Origin of the sequence: Paenibacillus chungangensis (assembly GCF_042675905.1) — a bacterium.
GTDB classification, from domain to species: domain Bacteria; phylum Bacillota; class Bacilli; order Paenibacillales; family Paenibacillaceae; genus Pristimantibacillus; species Pristimantibacillus chungangensis.
The window spans coordinates 60,655-84,695 of the sequence record NZ_JBHTJZ010000008.1 but is presented as its reverse complement, the minus strand read 5'-3'; the positions used below and the strand labels follow the sequence as shown (position 1 = coordinate 84,695).

Annotated in this window: 18 protein-coding genes; 8 read left to right on the top strand and 10 right to left on the bottom strand. The window is 47.7% G+C overall.

Annotated features, from left to right (window positions below; translation table 11 throughout):
• Positions 1 to 53: 53 nt before the first annotated feature.
• Positions 54 to 1,148, top strand: a complete 1,095-nt coding sequence (locus tag ACFQ2I_RS07545; protein WP_377563289.1) for a TlpA family protein disulfide reductase — start codon at positions 54 to 56, stop codon at positions 1,146 to 1,148.
• 297 nt (positions 1,149 to 1,445) lie between these two features.
• On the opposite strand, the gene ACFQ2I_RS07540 is transcribed toward ACFQ2I_RS07545, so the two are convergent.
• The 7 genes from ACFQ2I_RS07540 to ACFQ2I_RS07510 all read right to left on the bottom strand — a co-directional run bounded on the left by ACFQ2I_RS07540 (position 1,446) and on the right by ACFQ2I_RS07510 (position 13,791).
• The gene (locus ACFQ2I_RS07540) at positions 1,446 to 7,619 is read right to left on the bottom strand and encodes a CehA/McbA family metallohydrolase (protein WP_377563287.1); all 6,174 of its coding nucleotides are present in this window, start codon (positions 7,617 to 7,619) and stop codon (positions 1,446 to 1,448) included.
• Positions 7,620 to 7,728: 109 nt separating this feature from the next.
• A complete protein-coding gene (locus tag ACFQ2I_RS07535; protein WP_377563285.1) occupies positions 7,729 to 8,835 on the bottom strand; it encodes an SGNH/GDSL hydrolase family protein in 1,107 nt (368 codons plus the stop codon).
• Positions 8,836 to 8,880: 45 nt separating this feature from the next.
• Positions 8,881 to 9,645 carry a Cof-type HAD-IIB family hydrolase gene (locus tag ACFQ2I_RS07530; RefSeq protein WP_377563283.1) on the bottom strand — a complete coding sequence of 255 codons (765 nt, stop codon included), beginning with the start codon at positions 9,643 to 9,645 and terminating at the stop codon, positions 8,881 to 8,883.
• Entirely contained in the window at positions 9,642 to 10,478 is an 837-nt protein-coding gene (locus ACFQ2I_RS07525) for a carbohydrate ABC transporter permease (protein ID WP_377563281.1), read from the bottom strand. Before ACFQ2I_RS07525 ends, ACFQ2I_RS07530 begins: the two co-directional genes overlap by 4 nt.
• A 29-nt stretch (positions 10,479 to 10,507) precedes the next feature.
• Positions 10,508 to 11,455 carry a carbohydrate ABC transporter permease gene (locus tag ACFQ2I_RS07520; RefSeq protein WP_377563279.1) on the bottom strand — a complete coding sequence of 316 codons (948 nt, stop codon included), beginning with the start codon at positions 11,453 to 11,455 and terminating at the stop codon, positions 10,508 to 10,510.
• Between the two features lie 80 nt (positions 11,456 to 11,535).
• Positions 11,536 to 13,011: an ABC transporter substrate-binding protein gene (locus tag ACFQ2I_RS07515; protein WP_377563277.1), complete on the bottom strand. Its 1,476-nt coding sequence runs from the start codon at positions 13,009 to 13,011 to the stop codon at positions 11,536 to 11,538.
• A gap of 195 nt (positions 13,012 to 13,206) precedes the next feature.
• On the bottom strand, positions 13,207 to 13,791 hold the full coding sequence (locus tag ACFQ2I_RS07510) for a YdcF family protein (RefSeq protein WP_377563275.1): 585 nt from the start codon (positions 13,789 to 13,791) through the stop codon (positions 13,207 to 13,209).
• A 333-nt stretch (positions 13,792 to 14,124) separates the two neighbouring features.
• On the opposite strand from ACFQ2I_RS07510, the gene ACFQ2I_RS07505 reads away from it, so the two are divergent.
• On the top strand, positions 14,125 to 15,300 hold the full coding sequence (locus tag ACFQ2I_RS07505) for an ROK family transcriptional regulator (RefSeq protein WP_377563273.1): 1,176 nt from the start codon (positions 14,125 to 14,127) through the stop codon (positions 15,298 to 15,300).
• Positions 15,301 to 15,580: 280 nt separating this feature from the next.
• Positions 15,581 to 16,660 (top strand): 23S rRNA (adenine(2503)-C(2))-methyltransferase RlmN, encoded by a 1,080-nt coding sequence (gene rlmN / locus ACFQ2I_RS07500; protein WP_377563271.1) that lies wholly within the window; start codon positions 15,581 to 15,583, stop codon positions 16,658 to 16,660.
• A gap of 188 nt (positions 16,661 to 16,848) precedes the next feature.
• Here rlmN and ACFQ2I_RS07495 read toward each other — a convergent pair whose 3' ends face one another.
• The 3 genes from ACFQ2I_RS07495 to ACFQ2I_RS07485 all read right to left on the bottom strand — a co-directional run bounded on the left by ACFQ2I_RS07495 (position 16,849) and on the right by ACFQ2I_RS07485 (position 19,165).
• Entirely contained in the window at positions 16,849 to 17,634 is a 786-nt protein-coding gene (locus ACFQ2I_RS07495; protein WP_377563269.1) for a zinc ribbon domain-containing protein, read from the bottom strand.
• A gap of 63 nt (positions 17,635 to 17,697) precedes the next feature.
• Positions 17,698 to 18,702, bottom strand: coding sequence for a helix-turn-helix transcriptional regulator (locus ACFQ2I_RS07490; RefSeq protein WP_377563267.1), 1,005 nt, complete (start codon positions 18,700 to 18,702; stop codon positions 17,698 to 17,700).
• Positions 18,703 to 18,742: 40 nt separating this feature from the next.
• Positions 18,743 to 19,165, bottom strand: coding sequence for a VOC family protein (locus tag ACFQ2I_RS07485; RefSeq protein ID WP_377563265.1), 423 nt, complete (start codon positions 19,163 to 19,165; stop codon positions 18,743 to 18,745).
• 260 nt (positions 19,166 to 19,425) lie between these two features.
• On the opposite strand from ACFQ2I_RS07485, the gene ACFQ2I_RS07480 reads away from it, so the two are divergent.
• The 5 genes from ACFQ2I_RS07480 (at position 19,426) to ACFQ2I_RS07460 (ending at position 24,024) form a co-directional block, all read left to right on the top strand.
• Complete coding sequence (locus tag ACFQ2I_RS07480) at positions 19,426 to 20,100, top strand: ABC transporter ATP-binding protein (protein ID WP_377563263.1); 675 nt, start codon at positions 19,426 to 19,428, stop codon at positions 20,098 to 20,100.
• A 19-nt stretch (positions 20,101 to 20,119) separates the two neighbouring features.
• Positions 20,120 to 21,490: an ABC transporter permease gene (locus ACFQ2I_RS07475; RefSeq protein WP_377563261.1), complete on the top strand. Its 1,371-nt coding sequence runs from the start codon at positions 20,120 to 20,122 to the stop codon at positions 21,488 to 21,490.
• Between the two features lie 193 nt (positions 21,491 to 21,683).
• Positions 21,684 to 22,316 (top strand): TetR/AcrR family transcriptional regulator, encoded by a 633-nt coding sequence (locus tag ACFQ2I_RS07470; RefSeq protein ID WP_377563259.1) that lies wholly within the window; start codon positions 21,684 to 21,686, stop codon positions 22,314 to 22,316.
• Between the two features lie 17 nt (positions 22,317 to 22,333).
• Positions 22,334 to 23,218 (top strand): ABC transporter ATP-binding protein, encoded by an 885-nt coding sequence (locus ACFQ2I_RS07465; protein ID WP_377563257.1) that lies wholly within the window; start codon positions 22,334 to 22,336, stop codon positions 23,216 to 23,218.
• An 8-nt stretch (positions 23,219 to 23,226) separates the two neighbouring features.
• On the top strand, positions 23,227 to 24,024 hold the full coding sequence (locus ACFQ2I_RS07460; RefSeq protein WP_377563255.1) for an ABC transporter permease subunit: 798 nt from the start codon (positions 23,227 to 23,229) through the stop codon (positions 24,022 to 24,024).
• Positions 24,025 to 24,041 lie beyond the last annotated feature (17 nt).

The following is a 24,041-nucleotide window of genomic DNA, read 5'->3' as shown; positions in this document are numbered from 1 at the left end:
ACCGTAGTGCTATAATAGCAAGAAAAGTACAGGTGTCGAAAAGGGGTGTTAGAATGTCAAATATACAGTTGGGGTCATTCGTGCTGAATACGGAGTTGCTGGTCTATCTGGCCTCGGCTCTGACCGGTGCGCTGGCTTTGCGACTGCTGAGAAGAGGTCATCCCGAGAAGGAAGCTGACTTGTCAGTCGCTTGGGGCAGCATGCTGATGTGGATCGTTATATGGAAAGTCAGCCTGCTACTGATTGATCCGGCAAGCGTCATGCAGAGGCCGCTATCTCTCCTATACTTCAGCGGAGGCACGATCGGGTTCTGGCTCGCTTCGCTTGCAAGCGCCGGAATGGCAGTATTCCGTTATAGCCGCCGCTATACACTGTCAGAATCGCTAACATTAACTGGGATGATAGCGTCCGGATGGGCTGCTATGTATGCGTTAGCGAGTCTCTTCTATTCCCTGGACGTGCGACTCTATCATTGGATTGTGCTGCTTGTCGCATTGGCGACCATCTTCCTTCTGCTGCGGAAGGAGCGAGCAGCGAAGATGCAGGTGGCGGAGGAAGCGCAGCGGGTGGAACACCGGCAGCCTAAGCGAATGGCGATGCAAGGGCTGAGTCTGCTTGTCTTGCTTGTCTTGCTCGCCTATACGCTTCATGGCGCGACAGAATCGTTGTTTGAAGGTACCGCCACCAGCGGAAGCGAGGAAGTAGGCGCCAAGGTCGGTGATATTGCGCCGCCATTCAGCTTGACGAACCTGAAGGGAGAGACGATCGCGCTGGAAGAGCTGCGCGGCAAGACGGTGATGGTGAACTTCTGGACGACCTGGTGCAAGGTATGTCGGACGGAGATGCCGCATGTGGAGAAGCTGTACGAGCATTATCGGGAGCAAGGCGAAGAAGTGGTGATCGTAACCGTTAATGTAACGAGCCAAGAGAGCAGTGCGAAGAAGGTGCAACAGGTCGCTGCAGCGGAAGGCTACAGCTTCCCCGTCGCATTGGATAGCAGTGGGAAGACGACGGACGATTACCGGGTAGCCGCGTATCCTTCTACGTTCGTGATCGACGAGAGCGGAGTCATTCGCGAACGTTACTTGGGTGCGATCAGCTTCGCAGATATGAAGAAGCGAATTGATCATGTTCGGAGCTTGGATTAATTCGCCCAATGCTGCGGGCGATCCAGCGCCGGCGGCAGCTTCGTGCGGGCGTCGCCGATCGCTTCATTGACTCTAATGCTGAAAGTCTATAATTGTGTTCATGTATACTATGCTTTGCTACAAAAGCATTGCAGTTTAGCAACCTATCGCCGATATGGGCTGATCCTGTATAAATAGCTCTACTAGATGTGCTGAAAAACGTGACGAATTCTAGGGGGTACTGTCGTAATAGACAGTACCCCCTAGAAGCGTTATTCTACCAAAATTGGCCGATTTGATTTTCAACGAAGCTCAGTTTTAAAAGGAAATACCACCGGCTGCGTTAATTCTCACCTTATAGGTAGCTGTTTTTCCCTGATAAGAAGCGGTAATCCATACTGCACCTGGATGATGGGCGGTTACAACACCAGATTCAGATACAGATGCTTTCTGCGGCTTATTGCTTGTATACGTTACACCGTCGCTTATCGTTTGCCTTGTTCCATCATCATAGATTGCGGTAAGGAATAAACTCAAGGTAGAATGCACCTGCATACGCGGATTCAATCCACTAAGCTCCAAGCGAATCAGCTTCTTATCAGGCTCAGGCTTGACAACGATTAGCTCATAGGATGAAATCAAGCCCTCATACTCTGCCGTGATAAGCACTGTCCCTTCCGACTTCGCCGTTACTACACCGCTAGCACTAATCTCCGCTACACTTGGATTACTGCTTGTATAGGTGACGTTTGTTTCCACCTTTTCACGGCTTCCATCACTGTACAAAGCGGTAGTCGTCGCTTGAACACTCTCTCCAACGATCAGCGCAGCCGCCCCTTCGAATTCAAGCTCAGTCAGTGTAATCGGCTCTTCAACGTTTTCCGATACAGATTGTAAAACAGGACGATTCGCCATATTGTCCCATCTCCATATACCGTTAAAGTCCCACCCTAACCGGTCCATATAAGTGGATGGGTTTTCCACTTCAGTTTCTGAAAGACCTAATCCTTTAAGGGTTGTTAATGCTCCTTCAGTAACACCTTCTTTATTCACAATCATGCCGTCAAATGCATAATTATTCTCCAGAGTAGCGGTGTGCCCCGCAAGTACTCGCCCCATTACACGGTTAGCCATGGTTGGCGCAGTAACCGAACGGTTCAGGGCAATGACATTTCTAACGACCGTATCATTATACCCGTAGCCAGTCACTCCGCCCGCATTGCTCGTAATCGCCCGAACGGTTCCAGACGCATACACGTTTTCTGTTAAGCTGCCCGAGTTTGTAATTCCGATTAGACCACCGGCCTGACTTCCCTGAGCGGTTACATCCGCTGTAGAATAGCTGTTTCTTACGATACCATTGGAGTAGCCAACTAAACCGCCGACCGTACTGGAGCCTATAATTGAGCCTGTTGAAAGACTATTGTTTAGCTCGCCGTTGTTCGTGTTGACGAGTATGCCGATTCTGCTCCCGCCTGTGACGCTAGCATCTATCATAGCTATATTTTTAATCACTCCGCCATTGAGATGGAATAAGCCGCCGCTCGAAGAATTAAAATGAACTATTTTATTCCCGTCGCCATCCAAAACACCGGTGAAAGGTACAACTTTAAAAAGTGACTCCGCCGTTTGCCCAGCGTAATCCAAATCATGATCTAAAATATATTTTTCTGCTGGGAAAGCTTCCATAACGTTCAAGTCAGCAATGGATTTGATTTTGTAATAACCCGCTTCATTTCTTTCCAATGGTACGCCTGGCTCTTTTGCCTCTTCAGGATTACTGCTTAATACCGGACGTTTTAAAACATCATCCCACATCCAAACCGACTCAAAATCCCATTTCAGCCTTTCGGTATACGCATTAGGGTTTTCAACCTCTTGCTGGGATAGTCCTAAACCTTTTCTGTTGTTAGCAGCGGCAATACTTTCACCTTCTTTATCCACAATCATGCCGTCAAAAGCATAATTATTCTCAAGCGTTGCAGTATGCCCGGCAAGTACCCGTCCCACCACACGGTTCGCCATGGTCGGTGTGAGGACTGAAGGGTTAAGAGCAATGACATTTCTGACAATCGTATCATTGTAGCCATAACCAGTTACTCCGCCTGCATTGCTTCTAAGCGCCTGAACGGCTCCAGATGCATACACGTTTTCTGTTAAACTGCCTGAGTTTGTAATGCCGATTAGGCCGCCAGCTTGGCTCAACTGAGCAGTTACATCTGCGGTAGAATAGCTGTTTCTCACAATGCCATTGGAATAGCCCGCTAAACCGCCCACTGTGCTGGAGCCTGCGATTGAGCCCGTCACAAAACTATGCTCTACCTTTCCATTGTTCGTATTAACGAGTATGCCTATATTACTCCCGCCAGTGACGCTAGCATCTATCATGGCTACGTTTTTAATCGTTCCGCCATTAAGATGGAACAAGCCGCCATTTTCTGATTTAAAATTGTATAAAGATTTATTATTCCCATCAAAAACACCAAGGAAAGGCATCCCTTTAAATAAAGGTTCAAAAAGCTTCCCTTCAAAATCAAGATCATTTTCCAATATATAATTTTCATTTGGAAATTCTGAAATGGTTTTTAATTCATTAATGGAACGGATGATGTAATACCCATCTTCGTTTTGATCAAGCGTCGGCTTTGGATTATCACTTTCGTTAATTTGTTCCAAATTACTTTGTAATAATGGACGCTTGGCATCCTCATTCCAGATCCAGATAGAATCAAAATCCCAGCCGAGAGTTTCTGTGAAAAACGATGCACTCGTGAATGCTTCTGTACTGACCCCCTGTCCTTTTTCATTGTTCGGATCATTCACTGTAACATTCTCACTGCTGACAAACATATTTTCATCCGCGTAGTTATTGACTAAAGTTGCTATATCACCAGCTAAGACTCTGCCGACAATTCTATTAGATGCCGTACCTGTAACAACAGACGGATTTAATGCCATACTATTCTGAATAACTGTACTGTTATATCCGTATCCGCTAATGCCGCCCGCATTTGATTCCTCTGCTACAACGGCTCCCATTGCATAGACTTGTTCTGTGACACTGCCCCGATTTGTAATCCCAATAATACCGCCGGCTTGCTTTCCGCGAGCATTGACACGAGCTGTTGAATAACTGTTTCTTACGATACCGTTCGAGAAGCCCACAAGCCCGCCAACAGTAGAATTGCCTCTAATAGATCCGGTACTGTAGACGTATTCCACTATTCCATCATTCTGATCAACCAGAATTCCAACATTGCTCCGGCGAACGTCTATGTCAGCATTGATCATTCCTACATTTCGAATAATCCCTTCATTAATGGCAAAGAGACCCGCACCGCCTGAGGAAACAATAACGCCTGTAATCGTATGCCCTTGCCCATCAAACGTCCCGGTAAATGGAGTTTCATTAGCGCCAATTGCTTCAAAAAACTTGCCATTGCCATCGATGTCCCGATCTAAAATATAGTGTTTGTCTGGGAACTCATGCATTTTATTAAGTCCGCTGGCACTTTTAATTTGATAAGGGTTATCTTCCGATCCATCACCCAGCATTCCTTCCTTAGCTACTAAAGGATCTGTTAACGGCTCTCTGTCGATTGGATTATTAACCAGTCTTACGACGATTGTATTTTCATCGCCAAATGCAAGTGGGCTGTCAAATAAAATGATTTGTTCACGTCCGAGATGTTCTAGTGTTGCTTCCTGGATAACTGTTTCTAGCAGCTGCTCACCCGTATGATCACGCTTTTCACCGATAACCGTAACTCTTTCAAGCGAATTTGGGTAATTTAATACCCCAACGCCCTTTAAGACGTTATTTTCCACAATCGCGCTCGATAAATTCATATAATTTGCAGGTTGCTTTATCGTAAATGAATCAATTTCAATACCGTCGCTGTTGTAAGTTTTCAATGTGAGAGATTGATCGTTAGATTCTAAAATAACACCTGTCTGCTTATTTTCATCATAGACGATATGATCCCAGTCAAAGGATTTATTATCGTAGAATGTTGGACCTGATGAACCAACTGTCACAAATGTTGTACCTAGGTTCATCGCTTCTTCGGATATATCTTTTACACCGTTTCGTATGGTTGTCCGTTTATACACATGATCATGGCCGCCAATGTACAGACTAACGCCAAGCCGTTCAAATGCTTGAGACAATTTCACTCTCATAATGTTCATACCGGTCTCATCGCCGGATTGACCGCCATAATAAGGATAATGCCCCATAACGATTTTCCACTTTTTATCGGTTGCCCGCATATCTTTTTCCAGCCATGACAGCTGCTTTTCGAAATCTAACACAGAATTCATGACAGCAATGTGCATATCTCCATAATCAAACGAATAATTCGTTTCAAGGTAACTGCCTTCACCGTTTTTCGGCAAATTTAAAAACCCCGAATATGCTCCAAATTTCCGATCCGTCACACGTTCACGGTCCCCGGCAATATGAGCAGTAATTAGACCCATATCGTTGTTATAAATGTTGTTAAACACATCATCCCATGCATACATATTGCCGCCAAGCCAGGCCAAGTCTCCAACTTGAATCACAGTTTGCCCGTTTGAGTTTTTCTCACGCAGAACGTCCAGCATATCTTTAAAGAGCCGGAAATTTTCCGGATTTCGATCTGGAACCTCAAGATCCCCCATTACATACATAACAGCTTCCTCTGAAGCTGGCGCGGTTCTAAAGCGATAACTGCTGCTCCAAGGCCCAGTCGGTGAAATACCATACCGATAGTCATACTTAGTCCCTAAGTCGAGATCTGTTAAACCCACTTCATGAGCTGCAAGCACACGATAATTACTCTTGGCGAACGTGTCGCCGTACGCCACTTGAAAATAAGAAACATTCGCTTGTACTACTTCAGCATTGTCCCACATCGCTTCTGACTCAGGCTTATACTGCACATACGTTGCTTCTAATGCCTTATCGGTTACTACATTTATTCCTACTTCATGTTCATTGGCACCTACATTAACGATGGGTTGAAATTCATTTAAAATTTTTTCGGTATCCAGATTTTGTTGATCAACAAGCAGCCGGATAAGTTCAACACGTGTATTTCCTTGATGGTCGGTTGCCGCATACTTAATAAAATATTCCCCATACATATCGACCTTGAAATGCTGACCTTCAACGGCTACTTCTCCCTTATCATTTAAAACGATTGCTTCCACCGATAGGGATTGACCGCGATAATCCGTCGCTGAAGCGCCCAGCACTTCTACTTGATCCCCAAGCTCAATGGTGTCTGGATATTGTCCATGGACCGTAATGTCAGGCGCATGCACCGTGCCTCTCGTTTCGTCACCAATCCAAATTGGAGCACTTATCGCTTCTTCACCGTCTGCTTGGAAAGCTCTAACGATGAAATAATCCCCGTCTGCGCTTGCAAAGGTGTCTTCCATTTCAAATTGATTGCTGGCAATATTGCGGTACTCCTTGACTATTTCGCCGCTGTTTTTATAAACAACGACTTTATCCAAATAATCGTTTGCATCAGGATCATTTATCCGTACATAAAGTTCAATTTCATTAGTACTAGCTGGAAGGATCGCCCCCATCATCTGACCGTTTGCTGAAACTGCCATTTCTAAATTACGATCAAATGATACATAGGTGCGGTGATTTCGCATCGCCTCGTAAAGGCCTTCTCTAGATAAATGATTTGCCCACATACCGGTTACATGGGGTTGAACCATTCCCCAATTCCCTTTATGCTCATCTCCGCCAAACACAGGAGAAATATGCCAGCCTCGATCTAATGCCTTGGTATAGATTGCAAAATCATTTGCGGATTTGTATTCTATCATATTCAGATTTCTGTCAACATCTCGGTTATAGTGTTTAAATTCAGAGAAACTCCAGTTTCCTGACGAACGTGGATGGTTAAATTGAGCAATAGCATCAGGATCCTGGGCAAGTCTTGCATAAAAGGTTGGCAAATCGTATTTTATGTCGCTCCAGCCCCACGTACCATCCGCATCTAGTCCATATGTTCTTGCAAACCATGCGGCATTAAATAAGTTGATATGACCCGATTCATCGTACCAAGTTACTTCCGTGCCAGGCAGCGTAATAAATTCGTTATTGCTATTGTGAGCATCTGATTGCTCATGCAGCAATTTGTATTCCTTTGAATAAGAGTCTTGAACATGAGTAATAAAATCACTGCCCGTACTAATTTCGTAAGTCACGTCGTGTTCAGTCACTGCATAAAAATCAAAATCTGTATTAGCTTTCACAAAATTGTAGGCATCATCAGGTAACAATATCCCGTCACTGAGAGATGTGTGAGTATGCATGTGTCCTTTAAACAAGGTAGATCCTAAGTACTCCGCCCTCTCTTTTTTAGAAACACCATTTTCTTTCTCTGAAGATGCGAATGCCATAATACCGTAACAAAGACTAATAACTCCAGCAATAAAGCAAGCCATTACGATTAAAGGCAGGTTTCTACTATTGGACGTCATCAATATCCTCTCCTTTTCGGCTCAAAATGTATGAAGCGTATGACAAACAGCCTTTAAACCGAAGAAATGGCAGTCTGAAGGCTGTGTATATCATCTATCTTCTTGTTATTCATAGTCTTAACAATGGTCTAATGATAGGCGCAAGCGACTGTGCCATGCGCAGAAATCCGAGGTCAGTTGGATGTATTCCGTCAACCGTACACTCACTTGCGAAATCATCGCCTAACAGCTTAGAACCGTCAACGAAATGGATATTACTGTCTCCCTCTGCTCGCCTCTGTTTTACATTCTCGATCTGAATCAGCTTGCGGTGATTATTAAGCTCCCTCCTTTCCCCATAGAAACGGTCTCCGGCATTGCTAATCCTGGACACTATCAATATAGGAACTTCAGGATGTCGCTCTCTCAAAATACGGATGAACACAGGCAGTGATCGCGCGATATTTTCGGCCTCGCCCGTATTCCCTTCATAATCAAGAATGTAAAGCGCAGGTTCATCGACTTCTGAAATGATATGTGCGAGCTCTGCCTCACCCTTTGCATTTCCGGAGAAGCCCAGATTCACGAATTCTACCGGAATCATACGGCTTAGAATATTAGAATAAGCCATACCTGGCCGGGAGGCACATCCCCCCTGCGTAACCGAGGTTCCATATATAACGACAGGCTTATTGCTTGCATAGGCAGGCGCATCACATATGAGAGCATCCTTATCTACACCAATCCATACCTCTTCTACCCCTTGGTAGAGTGGGAAGTTCAAGGTGACAGCCACATCTTTTTTTGTCTCCCATTGGTATAACTGTGATTCATATTCGCTAGCCGTTGGCTTGAATATAGCCGTGGAGAGAAAGTACTGATTCTCTGGCTCTCCAAGATAACAATCAAACCCGCACTGCCCTGTAGACGGCATATGATGCATATTAGCAGGTCCGGCAAGGCGCACCCTTATGAACAACCGCGAAGAATTGGTCCGAAAGCGAATTTGACCGCCCGCCGTACAATAAGCAAGTGTATCAACCGCTGGCGGCAAGACAGCCCTGGAAGCCAGGGGCAGGCGTCTATAAACCCCATCCTGTGCAAGCCAGGGGAAGCCAGCGATGTGAAAGGGCGCCTCAAGCGGAGAATACCATTTCAACTGTTCCCTATTTTTTGTCTCTGGGTATATAGTTCCGCCCAGTTGATCTAAGTTTATCTCTTTCGATTGAACGGCCATCTATAACCACTCCCTACCATATTTACTAGCATACGTTTGCTATGTTTACTCCATTTGAAATACATACTTCCGGATTGCCTGAGCAACGCCGTCCTCGTTGTTGGTGGCCGTGATGACGTCCGCTATTGATTGGATCTGCTCTTCACCGTTGGCCATCGCCACACCGAGACCTGCCGCCTTCAGCAGCTTCGCGTCATTATCGCTGTCTCCTATAGCGAATACATCGGACATCGTCAAGCCCAGCATCTGACAAACCTGGCGTACTCCACTTTCCTTTGTAACACCTTTTATTGAAATCTCTATATTAGTAGACGCCGAACGGGTAATCTCCAGCGTTCCCCAACTGAGCAGCTCTTTCTTTATTTCTGCAAGCTTCTGTTGGTCATTACTGCCGATGCCAAATTTCATCCAATCCCTCTTGAGCATCTCAGGCGTCCAATCCTTGTCGCCAGTCAAGCTTTCTACGCTGTAACCCCAATACCACTCACCCAACTCGGCAGCAATGGCATGAATGCGGCGAATCGTATCCCGCGGAAGAAAGATGCGGTTTTTAAGCTTGCCCGGCCCTTCCCAAATCTCTGCGCCATTGAGCAGTACCATTGGAGAATCGAGTCCAAGCTCATCCCAGAAGCCCTTCGTATTTTGACAGCCTCTTCCGGTAGAAAATATGACTTTAACTCCGTTATTGACGGCATGTTGAATCCATTTTTTATTCTCTTCCGAAATTTGCTTCTCATCCGTCAGAAGAGTTCCGTCCAGATCTAATGCAATTAACTTATATTTCGCCTTTAACGGCTGCATAGCATTCATCCCTTTACTGCCCCCATCGTCGCACCTTCCAGAAGAAGTCTTTGGAATAAAATATAAATGATAATTGATGGCACCATGGCAATGGTGACGCCGGCAAACAAAGTTACCCAATCCGCAGTGTATTCCATCTGCTTGTTCGCGGAATACATTTGCACCGCAATCGGATATTTCTTTGGATCGCTTAAATAGATAAAAGGCGCCAAGAAATTGTTATAGAAACCTAGGAACTTGAATACTCCAACGGTTACAATCCCCGGCGTAGACAAAGGAACGATAACACGCCAAAACTTTTGGAATAGAGTAGCGCCATCCATCGTTGCACTTTCCTCAAGCTCCATGGGCAGTGAGCTCATAAATCCTCCGAGCAGCATAAGGTAGAACACGCTTTCCCCTAGGCTGGACAGCAATATGAGTCCGGTTAAGCTATTGGCCAACTCCAGTTCCCGCATAATGACATATTGAGGTACAAGCGCATTGATGCCAGGCAGGAACAAGGACAGCATAATCAAGCCCCAAATCAGTTTTCTTCCTTTGAAATTCATTCGAGTAAGCGCATAGGCGTTAATCGTCGTGAAAAAAAGACCAAGCACTAGACTTCCGCCAACATAATAGAGGGTATTCAAGAGCGATTGTCCAAAACCGTATTGATTCCAAGCCTTCGTATAATTCTGCCATATTAGTTCCGAAGGCAGTGCCCATATATCTTGGTAAAATTCAGGATTACTTTTCAGCGATTCATAAATCACCCAGACGAGCGGAAATAAAATGGTTAGCGACCAAGCATAAAGCAGCACACGCCAGACAACGTCCATCAACGTTCGTTTTTCCTTCAAACTTATCCCTCCGAACCTTCATATGGAAACTAGTACTCATAGCCTTTGTTCGGCACAAATTTATCAATTAACAACTTCGCCGTTACTAATATAACGAACAGAATCATACCGACTGCGGACGCGTAGCCGTAATTCCGATACTCTTCGCCAAAAGCTAAGTTGAACATGTAGAGGCCGATGACGTCAGTTGACCCGAATGGGCCGCCATTCGTCATTATGAGAATGATTTCGAAGCCCTTCATCGTGCCAACTACTAGGAACAAAGCGCTGACGCGGATAATTGGCGTAACAAGCGGCATTGTAATCTTAAACAAGCGCGTCATATGCCCAGCCCCTTCAAGAATGGCAGCCTCGTACAATGACTTCGGGATGGCTAGCATCGCATTGGCGAAAATAATGACATACAAGCCAACGCCGCCCCACACCCATGCCGGAATAATCGACGCAAGCGCTGTACTTTCATTACCCAGCCAATAAAAATTACCGATATTAATACCGACGAATTTTAGAAGTCCATTCAGCAAGCCGTACGATCCATCATAAATAAAAGCCCAGAGGAGAGCGACTACGACAGTAGACAATACATTCGGAAAGAAGAACAATACCTTCAAAAACTTATTTTCTTTATACGTTTTATTTGTAATTAAATAGGCAAGGAGTAAGGAGATGATAATAACAAGGAAAGGAACCGTTATCATAAAAATCAAATTATGGGTAAGTGCGCGCCATACATATTTATCCTCAAATGCGGTCATGAAATTCGACAGTCCGACAAACGTTGCATCCGTAAATCCATCCCAATCGAGCAGCGCATAATACACAGATAATATATTCGGAAATAATGTAAACAGTAAGTAACCGCCAAAGGGAGGTACGATTGCTACAAACAGAAATATCCACTTCTGCGTATTCGCCTTATTAAGACCCAGCTTTTTTATAGGGGTCTGCGGTGTGTTCACAACAGTAGAATCAGACACGAGAGGTCAACTCCTATCTTACATAATCAATGTGATTAAAACGGAAGAGCGGAGATGAATCCTCCCCGCTCTATCACGTCTTATTTTTTCTTCTCAGCCTCTACAGCTTTCTTCAACAGCTCTTCGGCTTGTTCTAGAATTGGCAATGGCTCCTGCTGGCCAAGAGCAAATTTCACAATATTCTCATTCATTAATTTTTCAGCTTGAGCAAGATTTGGATCGGAAATGCTAATAGACCGGCTTGCTTTGTATGTGTGAGCCTTATTATCCGCAATGTACTTCAGAACGGATTTGGCTGAGCTGGAAAGCTTAGCCGTCCTCGCAGGATCTTCCGTCAAATCCTTGCGCATTGGCAGGGCGCCTGCCTTCTCGGCAGCAAACTGTTGGTTTTCGAGCGTAACCATCCATGTGATTAATTCCTTCGCCCACTTTTTGTTCAGATCCGGCTTAGCCGCCCATATATAATTGAAGTTTGAAGTTCCGCTTCGAATCCAAAGCTTTTGATTTGTATTATCTCTAAAGGGAACAGCCATGTAGCCCCAATCGAAATCCGCAGGCGTTGCTTCCTTCATCTCATTCTCGACATGAGTTCCTGTCGATACCATCGCCGCTTGTCCTTGAATAACCTGCATTTGTGATTGCGTATGATTCAATGCCGGAAGTCCTTCTGCAAAATATCCTTGCTGGCCAAGCTCATAGATGCGATTCCAGGTTTCAACCGTCTCTGGATTCGTGTATTGCGGAAGACCATAGGTACTAAAATTTTCGATAAATTCATCAACATGACCATTGATATCAGCCAGCTCAAAGTTTTTTGCTGTTCCGAAAGCCCAGTTATGGTAGCTTGGGTGAATGCCTGGGAACGTAATTGGAGCAATACCATCTGCTTTAATGTCTGCTAGAAGTGCTTTAAATTCATCCCATGTGTTTGGATTTTGGTTCCAACCATGCTCTTCAAACAACTTTTTGTTAAAAAACAACCCGCCAAAACTGCTCGCCGTCGTAAATTCATACCTTTTCCCATTGATTAGCTGCGTTGACTCGTACATGCCAGGCATCATAAGATCCTTAACCTTTTTATCCGGAACATCTGGAAGAGGATATTCCCAAATATCATCCATTGGCTCAAGCTTGCCTGCTTCAGCCAGCGATACAATGCCTCCTGCAGGGGTTGTGTTGAAAAGATCAAACATGTCATTATCATTGGCTGCGGAAATTTTTGTTGAGAGGATCGTCTTCATATCCGCTGAAGCCGTAATGTCAATTTTGACATTTGGATACTTAGCTGTGAACGATTGAACGGCATGATCGAACCATTCGCGGCCGTATCCCCCTACGAAGAAGCCTACCTTCAGCGTTACTTTCTCATTCTTAGACAGCCCATTCTCATAAACCTCTACCTCTGCTGATGCACCTGGCTTATCCGAACCAGTTGGTGATGTACTTGGGCTAGGCTGGTTATTTCCGCTGTTTCCACTGCAAGCAGCCAGCATTGTTAAAGATAGTACTGCGGCAACACCTGTGCTCATTAAACGTTTTATTTTCCCATCAAACATTCTTATCGTTCCCCCTCATAATTAATAAATAAATTGGATTAACTATTTAAGCATAAACACGTTTTGTTAATCTCCAATCAACTCAGGGTGAATAAATTGTAAATACCAGCAAATTGGGCCCCTTAAGCCTCACCTCCTAAAAATATGTAAACGTTTGCAGGTAAAATGACAATCAGTCTACTTTCAACCTTTTTATCAATTGTTTTGATCATCGATTGCTCTTGTGATAATCGGGAGCGTTAATCGAAATGCCCGAATTTCCAAAAAGGTTAATTTCAGCTGGAATGCTATAATACTCCTAACACTTCGATTGGCACAAAAATCGCCTTTTATACCAAGACGATGCAAAATATATTTTGTGCGGCGGATGTGAAATGAATTTGTTATGATAATAAAAGAATTTAGCTGGTACTGCTCCATTAATTGCTTGCTAAAAATTAAGTTCTGAACCGTATTGTATGACTTATCTTCTTCCAGTACTTTCTTTGTCGGAACGCCCTTCTCAACTAGATACTTCTTCATCAATTCCGCTTCCGAGCGGCGTGAACCAACAGCTCCCCCCGATACAATGATGTATTTGTGCCCATACTGCTGAAATAGTTTATAAGCCTCATCGAGTCTCTCCTTAAGTAATGGGTGTATTCGACCATCTTTGGATACATAGCCGAGTACAATAAGTGCATCTGCTTTACCAGGTTTTAATACAACTGCATGCAGCCAGCATATGTAAGTAAGTACCGCCATCGCCGCTATTGCAAAAATCCATCCAATCCATACCATGACTTGCTCCTCTAGACGATGATTTATTATACTTAATCAAATCAGTTTATAAATTAATACTATCTTTTTTTGACACAATGTCAATACAAATCGTGCATTTTTTTGACATTTTTGGATTGAGAGATTTTGCGTTGTTTGAATTACACTGCATAAAACCGCCATTAATCGTCGCTTTTCAGGGAGTTTAAAATGCGTATGAGTTGAATTAATCTAATATACTACTTTTATTTGCCTCGTATTAATGCTACACTTGAAGCGATTATATGTATAATTTATCAAATGTTTTGAATCTAGATTATTATATAAAATGTTGTTGGAAAGAGGATGCATATCGTGAGTGTTTCGGTCAAACAAACTAGCCATATGTTATTAAAATCAATTAATCAGCAGAAGGTTCTCTTTCTTATTTATTCAGAAGGGCCGATCTCTCGCGTAGAGCTTGCAGAAAAGACTGGACTTAGCAGACAGACGGTTACCAATATCGTAAACCGCCTGTTAGAAGAAAAAATAATTGTAGTAGGAGAACTTATCAATTTGGAAGCAGGAAGCGGCAGAAAGAGAGTCGGCCTTCACATTAACAGCAGCCATTTTTATGCTATAGGACTCGAACTCGCCGGCAAATACATTCGTGGAAAAGTGTATAATCTGCGTCAAAAAGCCATTGTATCGGCTGAGCGCACGATTAACAGATACGGCTCCGTAGATGTGCTGCTGAGGCTACTACATGAAGTTATTGATGAGTTGCTCACCCAAGTGCCTGACACCTCCAAAGTAAAGGGGATCGGAATCAGTATACAGGGACTGGTGGATTCCCTGCATGGCATCGTTCTCCGGACGCCAGGCATAGGTTTTCATCGTCTGCCGCTCAGTCAGTTACTGGAAGACAAATATAATATTCCTGTGCATATCGAAAACGATGTTAACCTTCTTTCGGTCAATGAGAATATGAATGGTTGCTTGAAGGAATCCACTAACAATATCACCATTAAGTTTGATTATGGGACAGGCGGAACCATCGTTCACGATAAACAAATTATAACGGGATCCAACTTTGTCGCAGGGGAATTCGGGCACTACAAAGGGTTCTACGGGGAAGATGCTTATCCTTGCCATTGCGGCAGATCCGGATGCTTAACGACGCTTGCTTCCAGCAGCGGACTGGGTGTATCGATTAAATGTACGCTGGAGGAGTTTGCAGAAGGATTAAAAATAGGAGATCCCAAGTTTCTTGCCTTATACGAAAAAATAGTCGATGGCATATCGATCGCTATGGCCAATATTATTACATTCATAAATCCAGACAGCCTGCTTATGACTGGCCGTGTCATTCAAACCATCAGTCCTGAAATGTTCGGCGAGATCAAGTCCAGAGTGATGCACCAGCTGCCAGTAACGGTTAATAACGTACAAATGATCCACCTTTGTAACAAACCGGATGAATCGAAGCTCGCTGCAGGGTTAGTTATTAAACGCGCCTTTGAAATACCGTTGGATACTTTATCTCTTTAATATGACACAATTAAACTATACTGGAACGGTTCGTCTCTGTCTCAGAATGAGTCGTTTTTCACTTATTGCATACCATATAACTTCTTGTATAGGCAGCGGTGACTCGCGTGTTCCATCATTGGCAGCACTAAGGGATGAAGAACAGGGAAGCTGGAAGCCGCCCCTTGTGTTAGTCCCCCTTTTTTGGGACAATAGGTAGCAGACAACAGCTCCGGGAGCGTATCCCCATGCGTATGGATCAGGATAGACCGGGGCTCTTAGCGTAAAGTGAGGACGAAGCATGAGCAAACCATCCCTATATGGACTTACATTAGATGCATTATCCCAATGGCTGATGGAGCGCGGGCATCGGAAATTCCGGGCGGGCCAAGTATGGGACTATCTGTACCGGAAGCGGGTCGTATCGATCGACGAAATGGCGGAGGTGCACGCCGATTGCACAGCACTGCTGAATGAGCACTTCACAGTCGGTACCTTGACGGAGCATACGCGGCAGGAGTCGGCGGACGGCACGATCAAATTTCTGTTCAGGCTTGTGGACGGCAACCTGATTGAGACGGTGCTGATGCGCCATAAGTTCGGCTTGTCTGTCTGCGTGACGACGCAGGTGGGCTGCAATATCGGCTGCAGCTTCTGCGCCAGCGGATTGCTTGCGAAGAGCAGAGATCTCAGCGCGGCTGAGGTCGTGGAGCAGATCATGAAGGTGCAGCTTCATCTTGATCAGTCGGGTGGAGACGAGCGCGTGACTCACATTGTCGTGATGGGCATCGGCGAGCCGTTCGATAATTATGAGAATATGGCCGATTTCATCACCATCGTGAAGGATCACAAGGGATTGGCTATTGGCCCAAGGCATATTACGGTGTCGACCAGCGGTCTGGCGGGCAAGATCAAGGAGTTCGCCGACAACGATCTCAGCGTCAATCTGGCGGTATCGCTGCATGCGCCCAATAACGAGCTGCGTACGCGGATCATGAAGATCAACAAGGCCATTCCGATCGAGAAGCTGATGGAAGCGATCGATTATTACCTGGAGAAGACGAACCGCCGCATCACGATCGAGTATATTTTGCTGAAGGACGTCAACGACCGGGTGGAGCATGCCTTGGAGCTGGCAGAGCTGATGCGCGACCGCAGCAGGCTGGTGAATGTGAATCTCATTCCGTACAATCCGGTAGACGAGCATAGCCAGTATCAGCGGAGCGAGCAGGCGTCCATCACGGCCTTCTACGATACGATGAAGAAGCAGGGAATCAGCTGCAGCGTCAGATTGGAGCACGGTACGGATATCGATGCGGCGTGCGGACAACTGCGGAGCAAGCAGATCAAGCGGGAGGATAGCGCCGGCAATACTGGCTAATAGAGTCGGCTTCGGTCTGCAAAAAATGAAAAGAGCTTACGCCTTTGGCAAATCGGCGTAAGCTCTTTCTCATGCGTGCGATAATAACTTGATGGGCGTAGGGCTTGCGCTTGTCGCAGGGATGCCTGAATATGCAGCGGACGGGCTCTTACCTGTCGCTGGCTTCATATATGTCGTGCAACAGCCTGCTAGCGCACTGCGATATAAATCTCCGCCTGCCCGTCTTCCGGATTGATATCCGGGCCGTAATACTCGAAGTCCCCCGTGAAGGCCCGCTCATTACCGGGTTGCCTTGACCATTGCCAGATACCTGCCCAAGCTCGCTGCACCATCTCGATAATCGGCCCCCGCTCCGTGACGAACACGGCGTATTTCGCAGCAGGAGCGGTGAAGGCCTTCACCGCTTCTGGAAGCGAGTCTTGCTCTGCTTCTCGAACCTGTACGCCGACCATCAATTCATATCGCCCGGCATCGCCTTGCTCGTAGTTGAAGTAGCAGCCGTAATGCCCAAGCTTTTGTTGATGAGGGGCCAGCTGTCCGCCAATATTCTGCGCATAATATTGTTCATACAGCTTGCCAATCTTGCCCTCGCCGCTGAATTCCGCTTCATTCGTCGTGACGACGCTAATTCCTGCAAGCGTGAAGGAAGGCAGCTCCTCGTAGCGGTCTGGCTGAATGGCGGAGCCGGAGCCTGCCTCTTGGGGAGACCAGCGCTTCAAGCGCGGCATGATGCTTTGCAGCAGTGTCCTTGCTTGACTTTCTTCCATGCCATCCTTCACCATGAAAGGGATATCGAATGCAATCATGTCCTGCATAGTAAATTCCGCTTGCGTAAATGCGCCATCTTTATAGCAATAGCGGCAATAATCCGCTGATGTTGTTCCGTCCTTTTCCGTGCCGTATTGCTCGGAAGCCGTCATGGGCATGCTGCAGCTCTGGCAGATGGCATCCATCGTTTGTTCTGTTCGATTCATTGGCAGATCACTCTCCTCTTGAGTATGAGGTCAGTATAAAACAAGCAACCTGACAGCTGTCTGTCAGGTTGCTTGATCACTTCTGTATAATTTCACAATCTGCTCTGCGCGCTGGGCAATAATCTCACGCAGATGGGGGGGCTCCAGTACCTCCGCATGGTGTCCCAAGCCGAGAATGTAGCTGTATAGCCATTCATCTTCAGGGTAGGCTTTCCTTACTCGCCAGCTGCCGTCATCGCAGGGCTGCAGCTCTTCCACTCCGAAGCATTCCTCCGCTAGGTAGCGACTGTCCGCGCGGAAGCGCAAGACGAATTCCGTCATCCCGCTTGGCTCATAGCGGCTATTGTTCATGGCAGGCTCCTGGGCAGGCATCTCTCTTCGCTCGAAGGTCTTCCCCTCTGCCATCTCCAGCTCCTTCATCCGCTTCAGCTTGAATAGCCGGAATTGCTCTTTCTCCAAGCAGTATGCTTGCACATACCACTGCCTTCCCTTCAGAATAAGCGTGTGCGGCTCTGCCCATCGATGCGACACCTCGCCTCGCGCATTGGAATAGGTGAATGCCACGACCATGCAGCGATCTACCGCATCCTTTAACAGCTGCAGCTTTGGCTGCAGCCTTTCATTGCCTTCCCAGGGGGACAGGTCAACCAAGACTCGGCTTGTCATCTGCCGGAATTCCTCCGAGTATGCGGGAGGAACGATGCTGTTGAGTTTCTCCATGAGTTGTTGGTGCTGCTCATTGCCGTAAGACGTGGAGATGCTGCGCAAGGCGGTGACGATGGCGGCCAACTCGTCATTCGTCATGATATTGCGATCCAGCCGGTAACCTTCCGCCAGTCCGATTCCGCCATTCATGCCTTGAAAGGTGACGATCGGAATGCCCGCAGCGTTGATGGCATCGATATCCCGGTAAATCGTCCGGACGGACACTTCGAATCGCTCGGCCAGCTCCTTCGCCTGCATCATTCGACGGTTCAGCAGCAGGATGATGATGGATAAAAGCCGTTCCAATTTCATAACATCTTTCCCTCCGACAAGCAAGAAGCTTACTTCAATATATTGTCTCATTGAAGTAAGCTTCTGTCGAACGCTCTATGTGAACTGTCCTCTAGCAATCTTCCTCATTCAAATTGAACTGCCAGACGATACCGAACTTGTCCGTCAGGCTGCCGTACTTCTTGCTCCAGAAGGTCTCTTGCAGCTCCATCTGCACTTCTCCGCCATTCTTGAGCTGATTGAATGCCGATGACAGCACTTCCGGATCCTTGCTCTGTACTGTCAGACTGACATTGTTGCCCACTGTGAACGGCATGCTCGGGAACACGTCGGAGAACATAACGTTGCTGCCCAAAATGTTCAATCGAGTATGCATGATCAAGTCCTTGGCTTCTTCCGGCAGGGGGTATTCGGGGCTTGGCGGACTCTGCCCGAATGTCATCATCTCCTGCAACTCCACACCGAACACCTCTGCATAAAACTCTGTCGCCTCGCGACAATTGCCGTTGAAATTCAAGTAGACTTCAATACTCATTAACAATTCCTCCTTCGGGAGATTGGATTCCAAGGCTGAGCACCCATCAACAAATACTGTCAATGGTCACACCATATAGGAACATACGTTCCGTTATGATTATACCAAACAGCTGATACTGACACAACCATATTATTTATGATTACCCAACGAGTATCTAAAGATTAATTTAAGGTTTTCTTAAAGGGAAGTTATAGCTTTGTTGGTAGGCTTGTAGGCATAGGAGATGAAGACAGAGATAGAGGAGAGGGTGAACGGATATGATACAGCTGACCCAAGTGTGTCATCAATTTCATATCGGCGGTAAAGGCAAGGGGCGTTCCATTCCGGTCTTGCACGATATCGATCTGCGGGTAGAGAGAGGAGAGATTCTGTCGATCGTCGGGCGAAGCGGGTCCGGCAAGTCTACGCTGCTTAATCTCATATCGGGGTATATCCGGCCGACCTCCGGAGGGATCACGGTAGCCGGCAAGACAGTTACCGGTCTGAGCGAAGGCGAGTGGGCAGATTTTCGTTTGGCGCATTACGGCTTTATTTTTCAAAGCTTCCAGCTCATCCCCGGCATGACGGCATATGAGAATGTGGAGCTGCCGATGGTGCTTAAGGGGATATCCCCGAAGCTGCGCCGTAGAAGGGTGACAAGTCTGCTGAAGGAAGTCGGGCTGGACGCGTATAGCGACCATTATCCCGGCGAGCTGTCCGGAGGGCAGCAGCAGCGGGTATCGGTTGCGCGGGCGCTGGTGCTGGAGCCGCCGATCGTGCTTGCGGACGAGCCGTCGGGGAGCCTGGACAGCGAGAATGAAGGCCAGTTGCTGACGATGATCCAGCATTTGAACAGGGAGCTAGGTACAACATTCGTCATCATTACCCATGATGAGCAGGTAGCCGCCATCGGGCATCGCACGATTAGATTGCAAGACGGCAGACTGGTATAGAGAGAAGGAGAGAAGAGAGATGACAGGGAAGGATCAGCTCCGGTTCGTCCGGCAAAATATGAAGCGCAACAAAACAAGACTGTTCATGACGGTGCTGGCGACGGCGATGGGCTGCGCGTTCCTTATCGTGCTTGCCTCCGTTGGCTTCGGCCTGCAGAAGAGCATCGTAGATGAGGTGGTCGGCGACCGGCTTGTGACCGGGATAACGATTCACGACAAGGATGCCAATAAGCATGACGGCGAGTATGGCATTCGCGATAGAGATATGGCGTACTTTCGGTCTTTGCCGCATGTGAAAAGTGTGACTTATCAGAATCATATACGTCAGTTCCTTGATCCGCATATGGAGGGCGAGCAAGTATACAATACTGGCGGCGTCATTCAGCTTGATATTGAGGAGGAAGCGGCAGCGGGCCTCGAGCTGAGCGCGGGACGGCTGCCGCAGGAGCCTCGAGAAGTGATCGTCGGCTATCATATTCGACAGAGCTTGAATGATGGCGAGATTACGGAATCCGGCGATACAGCGACGGAGACCGCGGATGCGGCGGAATGGATCGGCAAGTCGATGCAGCTCAAGGTTCAGTATTATGTTGAAGGGGAGAAGAAGGAGAAGATAATAGACGCGAGCATTGTAGGCATAGCGGTCAAGCCGACCAGGGAGTGGAATAAGGACGGCGCGATATATATCGGACGAGAGCTGCTGGAAGAGATTGAACAATTGACGGGCACCGCAATGGGAGAGCTGCCCCATATAGAGGAGGAACTGTCAACCGAGCAGACGATGAAGCGGGTGGCCGAGCTACAGGAGCTGAGCGGGGACAGGCAGTATCATAATGTCGAACTCATCGCGACAGATGCATCCAAGGTAAGCGGTCTTTCCCAGGAGCTGAGGGATGAGGGTTACTTCATTTATTCTGTGGCGGATGAAGTCAAGCAGATGAATGTCATCTTCTTCATTATGAAGGCGGGGCTGGTATTCATAGGCACAATCGCTGTCATTATCGCTTCGATCGGCATATTCAATACGATGTCGATGGCGGTGACGGAACGAGCGGGCGATATCGGCATCATGAAAGCGATCGGCGCCAATCCATCGGCGATCAAGCGCATCTTCCTGCTGGAGAGCGGACTGATCGGCATTATGGGAGCGGCTATCGGCACAGCCGTCTCCTATGCGATCTCCTATGCGGTCAATGCGGGGTTACCGCTTCTAGTGAGCGCGGCATTGGAAGAGGAGGTGCCGGCCGGCTTCGTCTTCTCGCTTATTCCTCCGTTCCTGGTGGCGCTGTCCTGCGCCATAGCAATTGGCGTAGCGATGCTGTCCGGCTATCGGCCGGCGAACCGCGCTTGCCGCATCGATGTGCTGCGCGCGCTGCGCAGGGATTTATAGAAGACAAGCCGCAGAAATATAGCATTGACCACTCCGGTCAATGAGGAGTATAATAGCATTGACCATAGTGGTCAATGCTATTTCTGCATGCTATTGGAGCAACTTTCAGCAACTGTCTTCCTTACGGGGCGGGGAAGCTTGAACGACAGAAGCCGCAACACTTAGTTCATAGCGAAAGGAGTCGGCGAAGCAATTGTACCAGAAGTTTCAGGCGATTGAGCCGGATAGGCAAGAACGCATTATTAATGTAGCGCTGAAGGAATTTGCGGATAAAGGCTACGCTGCCGCATCTACGAATGAGATGGCGAAGGAAGCGGGCATATCGAAGGGGCTGCTCTTCCACTACTTCAAGAGCAAGCAGGGGCTCTTTCTTTATATTTATGATCATGCCGTAGCCGTATTGGCAGAGGAACTGTACAGTCAGATCGATTACAGTGTGACGGACTTGTTCGACAGGCTGTGGCATATCAGCAAGCTGAAGCTCGCTATCGCTGAGAAGTATCCGGAGATGTTCCGGTTCGTCAGCATGGCCTATATGGAGAATGCATCCGAGATTAAGGCCGATGTCGACCAGCGTATTCAGGGGCTGCTGGACAGTGGTTACGGCAGGGTATTGACCAATCTGGATACGTCCAAGTTCCGCGACGGCGTACCATTCGAACGAGTCGTGCAAGTGATTCAGTGGACACTGGAAGGCGTGGGCGAGAGGGAGCGCATGAGAGTCAAGATGACGGGCGGCGTGATGGATGTGGAGGCGATTATGAAGGAAGCCGAAGCTTTCTTCGAGATGTTCCGCAGAAGCTTCTACAAGGAGCAGTTCCAATGACATGAGGAGGGATTGGGATGAGGGCAATTGAACTGAACCGCCTGACCAAAATGTATGGCAAATCAAGGGGCATTATCGATGTCAGCTTCTCCGTTGAAGAGGGCGAGATATTCGGCTTCATCGGACCGAACGGCGCAGGCAAATCCACGACGATTCGCACGATGCTGGGTCTGATCTACCCCACCAGCGGCAGCGCCAGCATTTTCGGGAAGGACTGCGTTGCGCACGGCACAGAAATCAAGCGGCATATCGGCTACCTGCCCTCCGAGGTGTTCTATTACGACAACATGCGGGTGAAGGAGCTACTTAAGTATTCCGCCAGCTTCTACGGCAAGGACTGCAGCAAGCGGATGCGAGAGCTGGCAGACGTCATGGAGCTGGACTTGAACAAGCGAATCGACGACTTGTCGCTGGGCAACAAGAAGAAGGTAGGCATCGTGCAAGGACTGCTGCACGAGCCCAAGCTGATCATATTGGATGAGCCGACGAGCGGGCTGGACCCGCTTATGCAGCAGCGCTTCTTCGATCTGCTGCAGGAAGAGAACCGGAAGGGGGCGACGATCCTCTTCTCCTCCCACATTCTTAGCGAGGTGCAGCGGCTATGCGACCGGGTCGCGATTATTAAGGAGGGCCGGCTGATCGCGCTGGAGAAGATCAGCAGCCTGAAGGAGAATACGTACAAGAAGTTCAAGGTGGAGACGAAGGAGAAGGCCAGCCGCGATATGTTCGCCATGGAGGGAGTGACGGAGTGGAAGGAGGAGGACGGCGTCGTCAGCTTCCTGTTCAAGGGCAACGTCAACGAAATGGTGCATAGGCTTGCAAGCGTAGAGCTGAGCAATCTGTGGGTGGAAGAGCCGGACCTGGAGGAAATCTTCATGCACTTCTATGTGAAGGAGGACTGAGAAGGCTTATGAATATCTATTGGTTCGAGCTAAGGGCGAACAGGCGAAGCACGCTTGGCTGGACGTTGGCGCTTGCCATGCTGGCGGTATTTTTTCTTGCGATGTTTCCTACGTTCGCGAATGAAGCGGAGCAATTCAAGCAGGTGCTGGGCACGATGCCGGAAGTGGTGCTGAAGGCGGTCGGAGTGCAGATCGATTCCATAGCCTCCATGCTTGGCTTTTATTCCTATATTTTTCTTTATATCTCCTTGTGCGGAGCTATTCAGGCGATGGGGCTGGGCTTGTCCATTCTGTCCAAGGAGACGCGAGAGAAGACGGCGGACTTCCTGTTGACGAAGCCTGTGCAGAGAGGCGCGGTTGTGACGGCCAAGCTGCTGGCGGCGCTCACTTGCTTGCTGATCACCAATGCCGTGTTCGTCGCGGTTGCGAGCTTGATGGCGTCAGTGGTGAAGACAGACGATTACAGTGTAGAGGCCTTTCTGCTTGTATCCGCGACACTGCCGATGATTCAGCTGATCTTCCTGGCGCTGGGCTTGGCGGCAGCCATGATCGCGCCTCGTATCCGGACCGTGCTGCCGATTACGCTGGGGACGGTGTTCGCCTTCTTCGCTATCGGCATGATTGGCGCCACGGCGGAAGACGGTGCTCTGCGCTACCTGTCGCCTCTGCATTACTTCGATCGGGCCTATATCGTCAGTCAGGAGAGCTATGAGACCGGCTTCCTGCTGCTCTCGGGAGTCATCGTCGCCGTCGCAGTGGCATTCGCATATTGGCGCTACTCGCGCCGGGACGTTCATGTCAATTGATGCTTCGGCGCTCAATC